Genomic DNA, 13,812 nt, shown 5'->3' with positions numbered 1-13,812 from the left:
CCTCGACAACCCGTTCGGCACGAGGCTGTCACCCATGTCTTAGGTACGGTCCGTTACCCATGTCTTCGGGCCGGACAAGCGAAGGCTGGTGGGCGGTCACGGATTCGAACCGCGGACCCTCTCGGTGTAAACGAGATGCTCTAACCAGCTGAGCTAACCGCCCCTCGCCGCCTCTTTAGCCCTAGCCCCCCGGTGGGGCAAGGCCGACCGTCAATCAGTGTTAGTCCCTGGGCCGGCCGGGCAGCCCCGGCACGGCGTCGATCCACAGCGCCGCCGACTGACACCAGATCTGCCGGCTCGGCCGCAAGGCCTCGCGCTGGCGGATGCTGCCCCAGCGGATGCCCCAATCGTCGGCTTCGGTACCCTCGCCGCTGGTGAACAACGGGGAACCGCAGTCGCCGCAGAAATGCTGGAAGCGCATCCGGCCGTTGTCGCCGCGCTTGCCATAGACCTTGGGCTTTCCGCCGGTCAGCCGGATGGTCTGCCCGGAGCAAACCGCGGTCACCCGGAAGGGAGACCCGGTCAGCGCTTGGCAATCGTTGCAGTGGCACACCGAGACGGCATCCGGATCGATCTCCGCCGCGTAGCTGACCCGGCCGCAATGGCATTGTCCGTCAATCTGCATGCCCATGCTCCCGAAACAAAAACGGCGCCCGAAGGCGCCGTTTTAACATCTTTGGCCGGTCAGTGAGCGGTCAGGCCGCCGGCTGCTTCGTCGCCGTCCGGCTTCACCGTCACCTTGGTGTCCTCTTCCCAGACGATCGGCACCGGCTTCTTCACCAGCGCGCGGGCGACGACGTCGTCGAGCCGCGAGACCGGGACGATGTCCATGCCGCCCTTGATCGCATCGGAAATCTCCGTGAGATCCTTGGCGTTGTCCTCAGGGATCAGCACCGTCTTGATGCCGCCGCGGGCGGCAGCCAGGAGCTTCTCCTTCAGACCGCCGATCGGCAGCACGCGACCGCGCAGCGTGATCTCGCCAGTCATTGCGACATCGTGGCGGACCGGGATGCCGGTCATGACCGAGATGATCGCGGTGGCCATCGCAACGCCCGCGGACGGACCGTCCTTCGGGGTAGCACCCTCCGGCACGTGCACGTGGATGTCGCGCCTGTCGAACATCGGCGGCTCGACACCGTAGTTGATCGCGCGGGAGCGGACGTAGGATGCCGCCGCCGAGATCGACTCCTTCATGACGTCGCGCAGATTGCCCGTGACCGTCATCTTGCCCTTGCCGGGCATCATGACGCCTTCGATCGTCAGCAGTTCGCCGCCGACATCGGTCCATGCAAGGCCGGTGACGATGCCGACCTGCGGCTCGCTCTCGATCTCGCCGAAGCGGTACTTCGGCACACCCAGAAACTCTTCCAGAGTCTTCTCGGTGACCTTGACCGACTTCTTCTTCGAGATCATCAGCTCCTTCACCGCCTTGCGGGCGAGTGTCGAGAGCTCACGCTCCAGATTGCGCACGCCCGCTTCGCGGGTGTAGCGGCGGATCAGAAGCAAAAGCGCGTCATCGTCGATCGAGAACTCCTTGGAGTCCAGACCGTGCTTGGACACCGCGTTCGGGATCAGGTGCTTGCGCGCGATCTCGACCTTCTCGTTCTCGGTGTAGCCCGCGATCCGGATGATCTCCATGCGGTCCATCAGCGGCCCCGGAATATTGAGCGTATTCGCGGTCGTGATGAACATCACGTTGGAGAGATCGTAGTCGACCTCGAGATAGTGGTCGTTGAAGGTCGAGTTCTGCTCGGGGTCCAGGACCTCGAGCAGCGCCGAGGACGGATCGCCGCGGAAGTCGGCGCCCATCTTGTCGATCTCGTCCAAGAGGAACAGCGGATTGGACGACTTCGCCTTGCGCATCGACTGGATGATCTTGCCGGGCATCGAGCCGATATAGGTGCGGCGATGACCGCGGATCTCGGCCTCGTCGCGCACGCCGCCGAGCGAGACGCGCACGAATTCGCGCCCCGTCGCCTTGGCGATCGACTTGCCGAGCGAGGTCTTGCCGACGCCGGGCGGGCCGACCAGGCACAGGATCGGACCCGTGAGCTTGTTGGCGCGCGACTGCACCGCAAGATACTCGACGATGCGGTCCTTGACCTTCTCAAGCCCGTAGTGATCGGCATCGAGAACCGCCTGCGCGGCTTCCAGATCCTTCTTGACCTTGGACTTCTTGTTCCACGGGATCGACAGGAGCCAATCCAGATAGTTGCGCACGACGGTCGCTTCCGCGGACATCGGCGACATCTGGCGCAGCTTCTTCAGCTCGTGCTGCGCCTTCTCGCGCGCTTCCTTCGACAGCTTGGTCTTCGATATCTTCTCTTCGAGATCAGCGAGCTCATCGCGACCATCGTCGTCGCCGAGCTCCTTCTGAATCGCCTTCATCTGCTCGTTGAGATAGTACTCGCGCTGGGTCTTCTCCATCTGGCGCTTGACGCGCGAGCGGATGCGCTTCTCGACTTGCAGCACCGAGATCTCGCTCTCCATCAGCCCCAACACCTTCTCCAGGCGCGAAGTGACGGACAGCGTCTCCAGAATTCCTTGCCGATCCGCGATCTTGACGGCGAGATGCGAGGCAACGGTGTCGGCGAGCTTGGCGAAATCGGTGATCGCCTGCACGACGCCAACGACCTCGGCCGAGATCTTCTTGTTGAGCTTCACATAGCTCTCGAAGTCGGACACGACCGAGCGTGCCAGCGCTTCGGCCTCGACCGACTTGGCATCGGTGTCGGCGAGCGCGACCGCGGTCGCTTCGTAATAGTCGGCGCGATCGGTGTACTTCTCCACGCGCGCGCGCTCGAGCCCTTCGACCAGCACCTTCACGGTGCCGTCGGGAAGCTTCAGGAGCTGCAACACGCTGGCGAGCGTACCGGTCTCGTAAATCGCATCGGGCGCCGGATCATCGTCGGACGCGTTCTTCTGCGTCGCGAGCATGATCAGCGCATCGTTCTTCATCACCTCTTCGAGCGCGCGGATCGACTTCTCGCGGCCAACGAAGAGCGGCACGATCATGTGCGGGAAGACGACGATGTCGCGCAAGGGAAGCACGGGATAAGCGTGCGCTTCGCCGTGAATGATGGTTGGCCGGGGTTTGGGATTGGTCATGGCCTTTTCCTTTTGCTTTGCCCCCTTGCACGCAGCCCGCCGTAGCTAGCGCAACCGCCACAAGGTGCCGAGGTGATCCGCAAAACCAGTAGGCCCTAAAGCTTGGACCGGCTTCGCCGGATCGAAGTGAGGCGAATCTTGAAGAGAATTCCTGCTCGCCGTTGACATTAGGTGGCTATCGACCCGGGGGGTGTCAAGCCATTGAAAAACGCGCGCCATTCAGCGCTTACGCACGCGGGACGAGCGACGCAGCACCGGCTGCGGAGACACGTTCCGCAGCCGTCAATTCGAGAGGTTCGAAGGCTCAGACCAGCACCGTTCAGGCGCTGGCATTTTCGACCGCGCGATCGGAGCGATCGGCGTAGATGTAGAGCGGACGCGCCGTGCCTTCCACGACCTCGCGGGAGATCACGACCTCTTCCACACCTTCCAGGCCCGGCAGATCGAACATGGTCTCGAGCAGGATCGCCTCGAGGATCGAGCGCAGTCCGCGCGCGCCGGTCTTGCGCTCGATCGCCTTGCGGGCAACCGCGCCAAGCGCCTCGTCGGCGAAGGTCAGCTCGATGTTCTCCATCTCGAACAGGCGCTGATACTGCTTGACCAGCGCGTTCTTCGGGTCGGTCAGAATCTTCTTCAGCGAGGTCTCGTCGAGGTCCTCGAGCGTCGCAACGACCGGCAGACGGCCGACGAACTCAGGGATGAGGCCGTACTTCAGGAGATCCTCGGGCTCGACGTGACGGAAGATCTCGCCGGTGCGGCGATCTTCCGGTGCCATCACCGAGGCACCGAAGCCGATCGAGGTCGACCGGCCGCGCGCCGAGATGATCTTCTCGAGGCCCGAGAAGGCGCCGCCGCAGATGAACAGGATGTTGGTGGTGTCCACTTGCAGGAACTCCTGCTGCGGATGCTTGCGGCCGCCCTGCGGGGGGACCGAAGCCACCGTGCCTTCCATGATCTTCAGGAGTGCCTGCTGCACGCCCTCACCCGACACGTCTCGGGTGATCGACGGGTTGTCGGACTTGCGGCTGATCTTGTCGATCTCGTCGATGTAGACGATGCCGCGCTGCGCGCGCTCGACATTGTAGTCGGCGGCCTGGAGCAGCTTCAGGATGATGTTCTCGACGTCCTCACCGACATAGCCGGCTTCGGTCAGCGTCGTCGCATCGGCCATCGTGAAGGGCACGTCCAGGATGCGGGCGAGCGTCTGCGCGAGCAGCGTCTTGCCCGAGCCGGTCGGACCGATCAGCAGGATGTTCGACTTCGCGAGCTCGACGTCGTTGTGCTTGGTCTGGTGGTTGAGGCGCTTGTAGTGGTTGTGCACCGCGACCGAGAGAACCTTCTTCGCATGGCTCTGGCCGATCACGTAGTCGTCCAGCACCTTGCAGATTTCCTTCGGCGTCGGAATACCGTCGCGCGACTTCACCAGCGAGGACTTGTTCTCCTCACGGATGATGTCCATGCAGAGCTCGACGCACTCGTCGCAAATGAAGACCGTGGGACCCGCGATCAGTTTGCGGACTTCGTGCTGGCTCTTGCCGCAGAACGAGCAATACAGCGTGTTCTTGGAGTCGCTCGTGCCGACCTTACTCATTCATGTCTCCGTCCGCGGTTCGATCCCGTCCGCTCGATCGCTCCATTCCGGCACGACAGCCGGTATAGTTCAAATAGAGCAAATTCCGTACCAAAAAAGACCCTACGCGTTACATCCCGTGCGAATCACGGTCACTCGATTCTCCCGCGATCTTAGCCCATCAGTCGTAGCCAACCATGCTGTCACCCGACTATCAAGAATTCGCTAATCGGGGGTCGCCGGCTACCCGTGACAATACCGTGATTTCACGTCTTGGCACGGGGGAAGTGATCGAAATCACCCGGGCGTTGCTGGATTACCACGAAAGAACCAGCACGAAAGCGGAACTTTCCGCCTGCCGCGAGGCGCAAAACTGCTTTTTTGCGCCGCACGACGCGCCATTAACGTGAAGGCCGCCCTGACGATCCCAGGTAATTCCGGGGATCGCCGTTACCATATCGGTAGTGCTACGGGCCTTTCGGCGGCGCCGGATCCTCAGCCCGCTTGTCGATCACCTTGTCGACGAGTCCGAATTCCTTGGCGTCGTTTGCCGTGAGGAACTTGTCGCGTTCCAGCGCATCCTCGATCGACTTGTAGGTCTGCCCGGTGTGCTTGACGTAGATCTCGTTGAGCCGCTTCTTCAGGTTCAGGATTTCCTGCGCGTGCAGCATGATGTCGGTGGCCTGGCCCTGGAAGCCGCCGGAGGGCTGGTGCACCATGATGCGCGCGTTCGGCAGCGAGAAGCGCATGTCCTTCTCGCCGGCGGCGAGCAGCAGCGAGCCCATCGAGGCCGCCTGTCCCGTGCAGAGCGTGGAGACCGGCGGGCGGATGAACTGCATGGTGTCGTAGATCGCAAGGCCCGACGTCACCACGCCGCCCGGCGAGTTGATGTACATCGAGATTTCCTTCTTCGGATTCTCGGCTTCGAGGAACAGAAGCTGCGCGACGATCAGCGTCGACATGCCGTCCTCGACCGGTCCGGTCACGAAGATGATGCGCTCCTTCAACAGGCGCGAGAAGATGTCGTAGGCGCGCTCGCCACGGTTGGTCTGCTCGACCACCATGGGCACGAGGTTCATGTAGGTTTCAACCGGATCGCGCATGAGTCACCTAGGTTTTTAGAGGCGGACATCCTCGCGGCAAGACAGTCTTGGCTGGAATTGCCTAGCGCGGATGGACGTCCCGTGATGCAGGACTTGAGTAGGTAGCCACAGATATAGCCCAATTCGCTCCTGACAAGGCCAGCGCAAATTAAGGCTTAATCCGACAAGACCCGTTGAAGCTGATTCGCGGAAACAGGCCCAGCCGGCCACCTGGCTAGCGCGCCCGCTTCCGCTGATCATCCTTAACGGAAGGCTTTCTTGCTAAGCCTTACGCAGCGGTCTTGTCCGCCTCGTCGTCCTTGTAGAGCTCCTCGCGCGAGACCTTCTTCTCGGTCACGTTGGCGAGCTCGAGGATGAAGTCGACCACCTTGTCCTCATAGATCGGCGCACGAAGCTGGGCCAGCGCGTTGGCATTGTTGCGGTAATAGTCCCACACTTCCTTCTCGCGGCCGGGCACCTGGCGCGCACGCTCGATCACCGCGCGACCGACCTCGTCGTCGGTCACGGTGATCTTGTTCTTCTCGCCGATCTCCGACAACACGAGACCGAGCCGCACGCGGCGGTCGGCGATCTTGCGATACTCGTCCCTCGCCTTCTCCTCGGTGGTGTCCTCGTCGGCAAAAGTCTTGCCGGCGGAGTCCATCTCGGCCTTGACCGAGTTCCACATCAGATTGAACTCCTCGTCGATCAGCGAGGGCGGCGCATCGAAGCGATGGGCCTCGTCGAGACGATCGAGCAGCGCGCGCTTGACGCGCTGACGCGTCGCGGTGGCGAACTCGGCCACCAGCCGCTCGCGCGCGGCTTCCTTCAGCTTGTCCAGCGATTCAAGGCCGAGCGACTTGGCAAACTCGTCGTCGATCTTGGTGTCCTGCGGCGCCTCGATCAGCGTCGCGGTGGTCTCGAACTCGGCGTCTTTCCCGGCGAGCTTGTCGCTCATGTAGTTCTTCGGGAACGACGCCTTCACAGTGCGGGTCTCGCCCACGCCGATGCCGATGAGCTGATCCTCGAAACCGGGGATGAAGGTGTTGGAGCCGATCTGGACCTGGATGCCCTCGCCGGTGCCGCCCTCGAACGCTTCGCCGTTGATGGTACCCTTGAAGTTGACGGTGACGCGATCGCCGGAGGCCGCCTTGGCGCCCTCACCCTTGTCGGCGTAGCTGCGGTTGTTGTCGGCGATGCGCTTGATGGCCTCGTCGACCTCGACATCGGTCACGTCGGCGACCGGTTTCTCGACCTGGAAGCTCTTGAAGTCGGCGAGCTGGATCGGCGGCACCACCTCGATCGCGACTGTGTAGGTCAGGTCGGACTTGCCCGAGAGCAATTCCTCGACCTCTTTCTGCTCGGTCGGCATGGTAATCTTCGGCTCGGTCGCAAGGCGGAAGCCGCGCTCCTGGAAGATCTGCGTGTTGGTGTCGCGAATGGTCTGGTCGATGGTCTCGGCCATCACCGAACGGCCGTAGACCTTCTTCAGGTGAGCAACCGGCACCTTGCCGGGACGGAAGCCGTTGAGGCGCACCTTGTCCTTGAGGTCGACGAGCTTGGCGTCGGCCTTGGCATCGAGATCAGACGCGGCAACGCTGATCTTGAACTCGTGCTTCAATCCTTCCGAGAGGGTCTCTGTGACCTGCATGGCGTCCAATCTTCTTCTCGCTTCGTCACGGCGCTAGCCGCCGCGACATTTGTCATCAATCGATCCGGCGCGCGGGCAAAACGCCTCTGCGCCGGTGGTTCATCGGACCTACCTCCACGGACAAAACGTCCATGAGGAACGAGGCCCTTCAGTAATCCGTGCAAACGCTGAAAGCGCTTGGTGCGGGCGGAGGGACTCGAACCCCCACAACTTTCGTCACTGGAACCTAAATCCAGCGCGTCTACCAGTTCCGCCACGCCCGCGTGAATTTGCATCAAGACCGGCCGCGATGCCCGCGGGCGGCCGGGCTTATAGCATGTGCCCGCCTGTTCGCAGCAAAAAAATGGCCGTGTGGATGCCCCCTTCAGATAGGCGCGACGGCTGGACTTATCCAGCGCGGCGTGGTCCGCATCACCCTCATGACGAAGCAATTTTTTGCCCCGACCCGACGTGAGGTTTTGGCCGGCCTGGCGGCCTCGGCGGCGGGTCTGGCCGAGGGCGGAGCAACGCCACCGGCAGCTGTGCGGCTCACCCTCCAGGCACGACCTGCGACGCTGGCTCTGAGGCCGAGGCAGGCAGCTACACCAATCTGGGAGCTCGCAGCGCTAAATCCACCTGGTGCCGTCCATCTCAGGCGCGGTGACCGCTGCGAGGTGACCTTCCGCAACGATTTGCCTGTGCCAGTCGCACCAGTCTGGTACGGCCTCGATGGCGCGGCGGCTGCCGAGCCGCTGCTGGGCGGCGCTGCTGTTGCGCCGGGAACGACAGCAACATCAATGATTTCAATGCCTCACGCCGGGACGCTGCTGGCCGACCTCAGCCTGCTCGAGGAGGGCCTGAAGCAGCCTACACGGCCGCTCCCGATCATCGTCGACGAGGCCGACCGCGTCCTCGTGGATCGTGATGAGGTGCTGCTGATCGAGGAATGGCGCCTGCGGCCGGATGGGATCGCAATCGCCCCGGGCACCGATCCCAGAGAGACGACACCACTCTACACCCTCAACGGACGGACTTCATTCGAGCTCTCAGCATCCGGCAATCAGCGACTGCGGCTGCGCTTTATCAACGGCTCCCAACGTACTGTTCTGGCAATCAAATTGGAAAATTACGAGGTCCGCGTGATGGCCCTGGACGGACAGCCTGCCGAGCCCTTCCCGGCTCGCAACGGGGCTCTGGTGCTCGCCCCAGGTGCGCGCGCGGACGCATTTGTGGATACGGCCGCATCGGCCTCATTCCTGCTGCATGACGGCAAGGAGGCGCGCCAGATCGGGACCCTCGCGATCACCGGCTGGTTCGAGCGACGCGCGCCGCTGCTGCCGCCACCGCCGCTCCCCTCGAATGACCTTCCCATCCAGCTCGATCTGAAAAACGCCCTGCGGTTCGATGTCGCGCTCGGCGCCCCTGATGCCGGTTGGACCCACGCAGCAAGCTCCTTCGCCTCATCCGCCCCAGCCTTTCGGGCCAAGGCCGGTCGTACTGTCGTGTTGGCCTTGAAGAACCCTGGGCCAGTCACCACCGCCCTTCACCTGCATGGCCATCATTTCCGCCTGCTCGACAGGCTCGACGACGGCTGGAAGCCATACTGGCTCGACACGCTCGCGATCGAGCCGGGCCAAACCCAGCGCGTCGCGTTCGCGGCGACATACCCTGGACGTTGGTTGATCGAGTCCGTCGCGACCGACTGGGCCGCACCGCGGCTCATCCGCTGGTACACGGTGGAGTGAGCAAGCCCTACGGGCGGCTCCAGACGTAGCGAGCGTCCGGTTCTTTCTCCTCATTCCTCGTCCCGTCGCTCTCCTCGACCAGCTCGAACCCACGGGCCTCGTAGAAGCGTCGAGCTCGAACGTTGCGTTGGAAGGTCCAGAGCTGCAGGTGTTCGAAGGCGCTCTTGGCGACGTCGAGCAGCGCGGTGCCGACGCCTCGCCCTTGCGCGTCGGGCAGCACGTAGAGTTGTTCGATCCAGTCGTCGCGGAAAGCCACGATTCCAACTAACGCGTCCCCGGCAAAGCATCCCCACAGACGGCACGCAGCGAAGACTCGCTCGCGATAGAACCAGCGGTCCTCATTGGGCGTGTGCAGCCCGACCAGCCACGGCATCGCATCGTCGAAGGCGATGCGATGGACCCGTGCGGCCGCATCCATATCGACCAGCGCGAGCTGTCTGAGCACTAGTACTTCACCCCCAGCGCATCATAAATCCGCCGGTGCACCGCCGGCAGCGTCTCGGTCAGGTCCTCCGCAATCAGGCCGGGGCCGGCCTCACCCGCCGCCTCACCATGCATCCACACGCCAATGCTCGCGGCCTCGAAGGCCGGCACGCCCTGCGCCAGGAGTCCCGCGATGATGCCTGAGAGCACGTCGCCGGCACCGGCCGTCGCGAGCCAGGGCGGCGCGTTGGCTGCGATCGTCGCACGACCATCGGGCGCGGCGATGGTGGTGTCCGGTCCCTTCAAAAGCACGACCGCGCCGCAGCGCTCAGCGGCGGCACGGACGCGCTCGAGCTTTGAGCGGCCGGGATGCTTGTTGCTGAGGTCGGAGAACAGGCGCGGAAACTCGCCCTCATGCGGCGTCAGCACGACATCGCTATCGCGCGACGACTTGATCGATTCAAACAGCCGCTCGGGGTTGGCGGCAAAGCTCGTCAGCGCATCCGCATCGAGCACCAAGTGTCGTTGCGACGAGAGCGCGGTGTGGACGAAGTCGCAGGTGCGCGTCCCCGTGCCGGTGCCCGGACCGATGATGCAGGTATTGTAGCGCTTGTCGGAGAGGAGCTCGCCGAACTCGATCGCAGTGTCGACCGGTCGGACCATCACCGCCGTCAACGCGCCGGCATTGATCGCGAGCGCATCGCGCGGGCTGGCCAAGGTTACGAGCCCAGCGCCGGCACGCAGCGCGCCGCGCGCGGCGAGACGTGCAGCGCCGGTTGCCGCCGCATCACCGGATACCGCGAGCACGTGGCCGCGCGCGTATTTGTGGCCGTCGATCCGCGGCACAGGAAATGTCGCCCCCCAAAAGTCCGGCTCGTTCTCGAACAGCTGCGGCTTGATCTCGTGAAGCACCTGATCGTCGATGCCGATGTCGGCGACACGTACGCGGCCGCAATGGATCCGGCCGGGCAACAGAAGATGCGCGGGCTTCTTGCGGAAGAAGGTGACGGTCTCGGTGGCGTTCACCGCAACGCCCATCACGCTTGCACTGGTGCCGTTGATGCCACTCGGCAGATCGACGGCCAGCACCGGCGCGCCATTGGCGTTGATCGCCGCGATCATCTCACGCGCCTCGCCTTCGAGCGGGCGACTGAGACCGGCGCCGAACAACGCATCGATGATCAGCGCGGGCCTGCCGATCGCCTGCGGATTGAACGGCAAGAGCGGATGCTTCCAGCCGCGCGCGGCGGAGGCCGCATCGCCCTGGAGCTGGTCGCGCTCGCACATCAGGATGACGGAGACCTCGCGCCCTTGGGCTGCCAGCTCGGCTGCGGCGACAAAGCCGTCGCCGCCATTGTTGCCGGGGCCGGCCACCACCAGGATCGGCCCCTCCTCCGCCAGCGCGCTCGCGGCTTCGGCGACCGCTTGGCCGGCACTCAGCATCAGCTTGAAACCTGGCGTGCCGGCCGCGATGGTGAGCTGGTCGGCCCGCTGCATTTCAGCGTTGGTCAGTACTTCCATGCCATTTCCCTGGTACAAACGCCTTTTCAACAGGCAGTTTCCGTGCCGATCTCGGGCTGAAGTCCGCAATCTGCACACAGATTGAACTGTTTGCCTATTTCGTAGTCTTCGCTATTTTGGACTAGTTGGCCCACCTATCCGAGATGCTCGTTAAAAGGCTGATAAAGCTCCAAAAATCAGGGCATTTGCAACTTGGCATAGACCCTGCTTTTGAGGAAGCCGCATCGGTTCGTCGTGCTCACTGGCATTCATCAGGGTGTGGCCGGCCACCGCCCGGGCTGGTCAGGCAGCTTGGGACAGAAGACAACTCCGCGCGATGACAGAGCGCATCCTGACGAAGACGTTGCTATTTGATCGAAAGGCCGGGAGGCGCGCAGTGAAGAAAATCGAAGCCATCATCAAGCCATTCAAGCTCGACGAGGTGAAAGAGGCGCTTCAGGAAGTAGGCCTCCAAGGCATTACGGTCACCGAGGCCAAGGGTTTTGGCCGCCAGAAGGGCCACGCAGAACTTTACCGCGGCGCAGAATACATCGTGGACTTCCTGCCCAAGGTCAAAATCGAAATCGTGATCGGCGACGACCTGGTCGAGCGCGCGATCGACGCGATCCGCCGTGCGGCGCAGACCGGGCGCATCGGCGACGGCAAGATCTTCGTCTCCAACATCGAAGAAGCGATCCGCATCCGAACCGGCGAATCCGGGCTGGACGCTATCTGAGCCGGGTGCTATCCCGAATTTTGCGACACTCTACCTAAGAAAAAAGGCTGCCTTGGCGGCCTGACGTTGTTTGTGCACTCGCGCGCCTCAACAAGCGAGAACAACGTCGCTCGTAGTCCGGAAACCGACCCGCAGAGCCAAAAGGGGTATGCATGAAGACCGCCAAAGACGTCCTGAAAGCGATCAAGGATAACGACGTCAAATACGTCGACCTCCGTTTCACCGATCCGCGCGGCAAGTGGCAGCACGTGACCTTCGACGTCAGCATGATCGAGGAGGACACCTTCGCCGAAGGCCAGATGTTCGACGGCTCCTCGATCGCCGGCTGGAAGGCGATCAACGAGTCCGACATGTGCCTGATGCCCGACCCGGTCACCGCGACGATCGATCCGTTCTTCGCGGAGACCACCATGGTCATCGTCTGTGACGTGCTCGAGCCGACCACCGGCGAGCCCTACAACCGCGATCCGCGCGGCATCGCCAAGAAGGCCGAGGCGATGGTCAAGTCGATGGGCGTCGGCGATGCCGTTTACGTCGGCCCCGAGGCCGAGTTCTTCGTGTTCGATGACGTGCGCTATTCCGCGCAGCCCTACAACACCGGCTTCCGGCTCGACTCCGCGGAGTTCCCCACCAACTCCGACACCGAATATGAAGGCGGCAATCTCGGCCACCGCATCCGCACCAAGGCCGGCTACTTCCCGGTGCCGCCACAGGACTCCGTGCAGGACATGCGCTCGGAGATGCTTGGCGCCATGGCCAAGATGGGCGTGAAGGTCGAAAAGCATCACCACGAGGTCGCTTCCGCCCAGCACGAACTCGGCATGAAGTTCGATACGCTCACGCTGATGGCCGATCACCTGCAGATCTACAAATACTGCATCCACCAGGTCGCGCACATCTACGGCAAGACTGCCACTTTCATGCCGAAGCCGGTCTACGGCGACAACGGCTCGGGCATGCACGTGCACCAGTCGATCTGGAAGGACGGCAAGCCGGTGTTCGCGGGCAACAAGTACTCCGACCTGTCGGAGACCTGCCTGTCCTACATCGCCGGCATCATCAAGCACGCCAAGGCCATCAATGCCTTCACCAACCCGACCACCAACTCCTACAAGCGTCTGGTCCCGGGCTATGAAGCGCCGGTGCTGCTCGCCTACTCCGCGCGCAACCGCTCGGCCTCGTGCCGCATCCCCTACACCGCTTCGCCCAAAGCCAAGCGCGTCGAGGTGCGCTTCCCCGATCCGCTCGCCAACCCCTATCTCGGCTTCGCCGCGATGCTGATGGCCGGCCTCGACGGCGTAAAGAACAAGCTCGATCCGGGCCCGGCGATGGACAAGGACCTCTATGATCTTCCGAAGGAAGAGCTGAAGCAGATCCCGACGGTGTGCGGCTCGCTGCGTGAGGCGCTGGAAAATCTCGACAAGGACCGCGCCTTCCTGAAGGCCGGCGGCGTGTTCGACGACGACTTCATCGACAGCTACATCGAGCTGAAGATGACCGAGGTCGAGCGCTTCGAGATGACCCCGCACCCGGTTGAGTTCGAGATGTACTATTCGGGCTGATCCGTCCCGACCATGAGAAGCGAAAGGCGCTCCGAAAGGGGCGCCTTTTTTGTTCGCATAGTCGGCAGAATGGGCAGAGCCAAAGCTCCACCTGCGTGCTCACTCAGCGCGAAGAAATGGCCTCAGCCATTCGCGCGCCATCCGAATGTCATCCTCGATGATCGAATGGCCGGTTGGTAGCGAGTGGTGTGTCACCTCGGCGCCCATGCGCGCCAGACGCCTTGCCAGGCGGGCGCCATCTCCGGGCGAGCGGCGTTCGTCGTAGTGGCCGTCGATGATGAGAGCCGGCGTACCAGGAACGCGTGTAGCTGGATCAACAGCGAACGGAGACAGCGGTCTGAGAAGAACAGCACCGGAGAGAGAGCGGGGATGAAGCATGACTAAAGCGGGATGGGGTTAGGTTGAATCGATTTGGGATTCCCAAATCAGCTTGTTTCTGATTCACCATGCTGGCTG

11 protein-coding genes and 2 tRNA genes are annotated in these 13,812 nt (G+C 62.9%); 4 read left to right on the top strand and 9 right to left on the bottom strand.

The window, feature by feature from the left end; all coding sequences use genetic code 11:
• Positions 1 to 86 precede the first annotated feature (86 nt).
• From SO180_RS40290 to clpX, 4 genes are all read right to left on the bottom strand, one after another.
• Positions 87 to 163: transfer RNA gene (locus tag SO180_RS40290), tRNA-Val, on the bottom strand.
• A gap of 57 nt (positions 164 to 220) precedes the next feature.
• Positions 221 to 625 (bottom strand): GFA family protein, encoded by a 405-nt coding sequence (locus SO180_RS40285; RefSeq protein WP_449384336.1) that lies wholly within the window; start codon positions 623 to 625, stop codon positions 221 to 223.
• A 59-nt stretch (positions 626 to 684) separates the two neighbouring features.
• Entirely contained in the window at positions 685 to 3,108 is a 2,424-nt protein-coding gene (lon, locus tag SO180_RS40280; protein ID WP_449384335.1) for an endopeptidase La, read from the bottom strand.
• A gap of 319 nt (positions 3,109 to 3,427) precedes the next feature.
• A complete protein-coding gene (gene clpX / locus SO180_RS40275; protein ID WP_254095610.1) occupies positions 3,428 to 4,699 on the bottom strand; it encodes an ATP-dependent Clp protease ATP-binding subunit ClpX in 1,272 nt (423 codons plus the stop codon).
• 176 nt (positions 4,700 to 4,875) lie between these two features.
• Between clpX and SO180_RS40270 the strand changes: the two genes are divergently transcribed.
• Positions 4,876 to 5,088, top strand: coding sequence for a hypothetical protein (locus tag SO180_RS40270; RefSeq protein ID WP_449384334.1), 213 nt, complete (start codon positions 4,876 to 4,878; stop codon positions 5,086 to 5,088).
• Between the two features lie 57 nt (positions 5,089 to 5,145).
• Here the strand turns inward: SO180_RS40270 and SO180_RS40265 are convergent, their stop codons facing one another.
• The 3 genes from SO180_RS40265 to SO180_RS40255 all read right to left on the bottom strand — a co-directional run bounded on the left by SO180_RS40265 (position 5,146) and on the right by SO180_RS40255 (position 7,674).
• Positions 5,146 to 5,781 carry an ATP-dependent Clp protease proteolytic subunit gene (locus SO180_RS40265; RefSeq protein WP_449384333.1) on the bottom strand — a complete coding sequence of 212 codons (636 nt, stop codon included), beginning with the start codon at positions 5,779 to 5,781 and terminating at the stop codon, positions 5,146 to 5,148.
• A gap of 268 nt (positions 5,782 to 6,049) precedes the next feature.
• Entirely contained in the window at positions 6,050 to 7,411 is a 1,362-nt protein-coding gene (tig, locus tag SO180_RS40260; RefSeq protein ID WP_449384332.1) for a trigger factor, read from the bottom strand.
• A 178-nt stretch (positions 7,412 to 7,589) separates the two neighbouring features.
• Positions 7,590 to 7,674, bottom strand: a tRNA-Leu gene (locus tag SO180_RS40255).
• Between the two features lie 156 nt (positions 7,675 to 7,830).
• On the opposite strand from SO180_RS40255, the gene SO180_RS40250 reads away from it, so the two are divergent.
• Entirely contained in the window at positions 7,831 to 9,135 is a 1,305-nt protein-coding gene (locus SO180_RS40250) for a multicopper oxidase family protein (protein ID WP_449384337.1), read from the top strand.
• A 7-nt stretch (positions 9,136 to 9,142) separates the two neighbouring features.
• Here the strand turns inward: SO180_RS40250 and SO180_RS40245 are convergent, their stop codons facing one another.
• On the bottom strand, positions 9,143 to 9,580 hold the full coding sequence (locus SO180_RS40245; protein ID WP_449384331.1) for a GNAT family N-acetyltransferase: 438 nt from the start codon (positions 9,578 to 9,580) through the stop codon (positions 9,143 to 9,145).
• The gene (locus tag SO180_RS40240; protein ID WP_449384330.1) at positions 9,580 to 11,079 is read right to left on the bottom strand and encodes an NAD(P)H-hydrate dehydratase; all 1,500 of its coding nucleotides are present in this window, start codon (positions 11,077 to 11,079) and stop codon (positions 9,580 to 9,582) included. The genes SO180_RS40245 and SO180_RS40240 overlap by 1 nt, the downstream gene beginning before the upstream one ends.
• Before the next feature lie 376 nt (positions 11,080 to 11,455).
• Between SO180_RS40240 and SO180_RS40235 the strand changes: the two genes are divergently transcribed.
• Positions 11,456 to 11,794: a P-II family nitrogen regulator gene (locus SO180_RS40235; protein WP_007603495.1), complete on the top strand. Its 339-nt coding sequence runs from the start codon at positions 11,456 to 11,458 to the stop codon at positions 11,792 to 11,794.
• A 152-nt stretch (positions 11,795 to 11,946) separates the two neighbouring features.
• Positions 11,947 to 13,356, top strand: coding sequence for a type I glutamate--ammonia ligase (gene glnA, locus SO180_RS40230; RefSeq protein WP_449384329.1), 1,410 nt, complete (start codon positions 11,947 to 11,949; stop codon positions 13,354 to 13,356).
• The last annotated feature ends 456 nt before the right edge of the window (positions 13,357 to 13,812 follow it).

This window comes from Bradyrhizobium sp. UFLA05-112 (assembly GCF_053572325.1).
Note: the sequence above shows the minus strand (reverse complement) of the source record. Positions and strands in the feature narration are given on the sequence as shown.

Coding starts and splice junctions, on each gene's coding strand:
- SO180_RS40240 (WP_449384330.1), bottom strand. CDS start 11,079: ATGGAAGTACTGACCAACGCTGAAATGCAGCGGGCCGACCAGCTCACC.
- SO180_RS40265 (WP_449384333.1), bottom strand. CDS start 5,781: ATGCGCGATCCGGTTGAAACCTACATGAACCTCGTGCCCATGGTGGTC.
- SO180_RS40270 (WP_449384334.1), top strand. CDS start 4,876: ATGCTGTCACCCGACTATCAAGAATTCGCTAATCGGGGGTCGCCGGCT.
- SO180_RS40250 (WP_449384337.1), top strand. CDS start 7,831: ATGACGAAGCAATTTTTTGCCCCGACCCGACGTGAGGTTTTGGCCGGC.
- tig (WP_449384332.1), bottom strand. CDS start 7,411: ATGCAGGTCACAGAGACCCTCTCGGAAGGATTGAAGCACGAGTTCAAG.
- SO180_RS40285 (WP_449384336.1), bottom strand. CDS start 625: ATGCAGATTGACGGACAATGCCATTGCGGCCGGGTCAGCTACGCGGCG.
- glnA (WP_449384329.1), top strand. CDS start 11,947: ATGAAGACCGCCAAAGACGTCCTGAAAGCGATCAAGGATAACGACGTC.
- clpX (WP_254095610.1), bottom strand. CDS start 4,699: ATGAGTAAGGTCGGCACGAGCGACTCCAAGAACACGCTGTATTGCTCG.
- lon (WP_449384335.1), bottom strand. CDS start 3,108: ATGACCAATCCCAAACCCCGGCCAACCATCATTCACGGCGAAGCGCAC.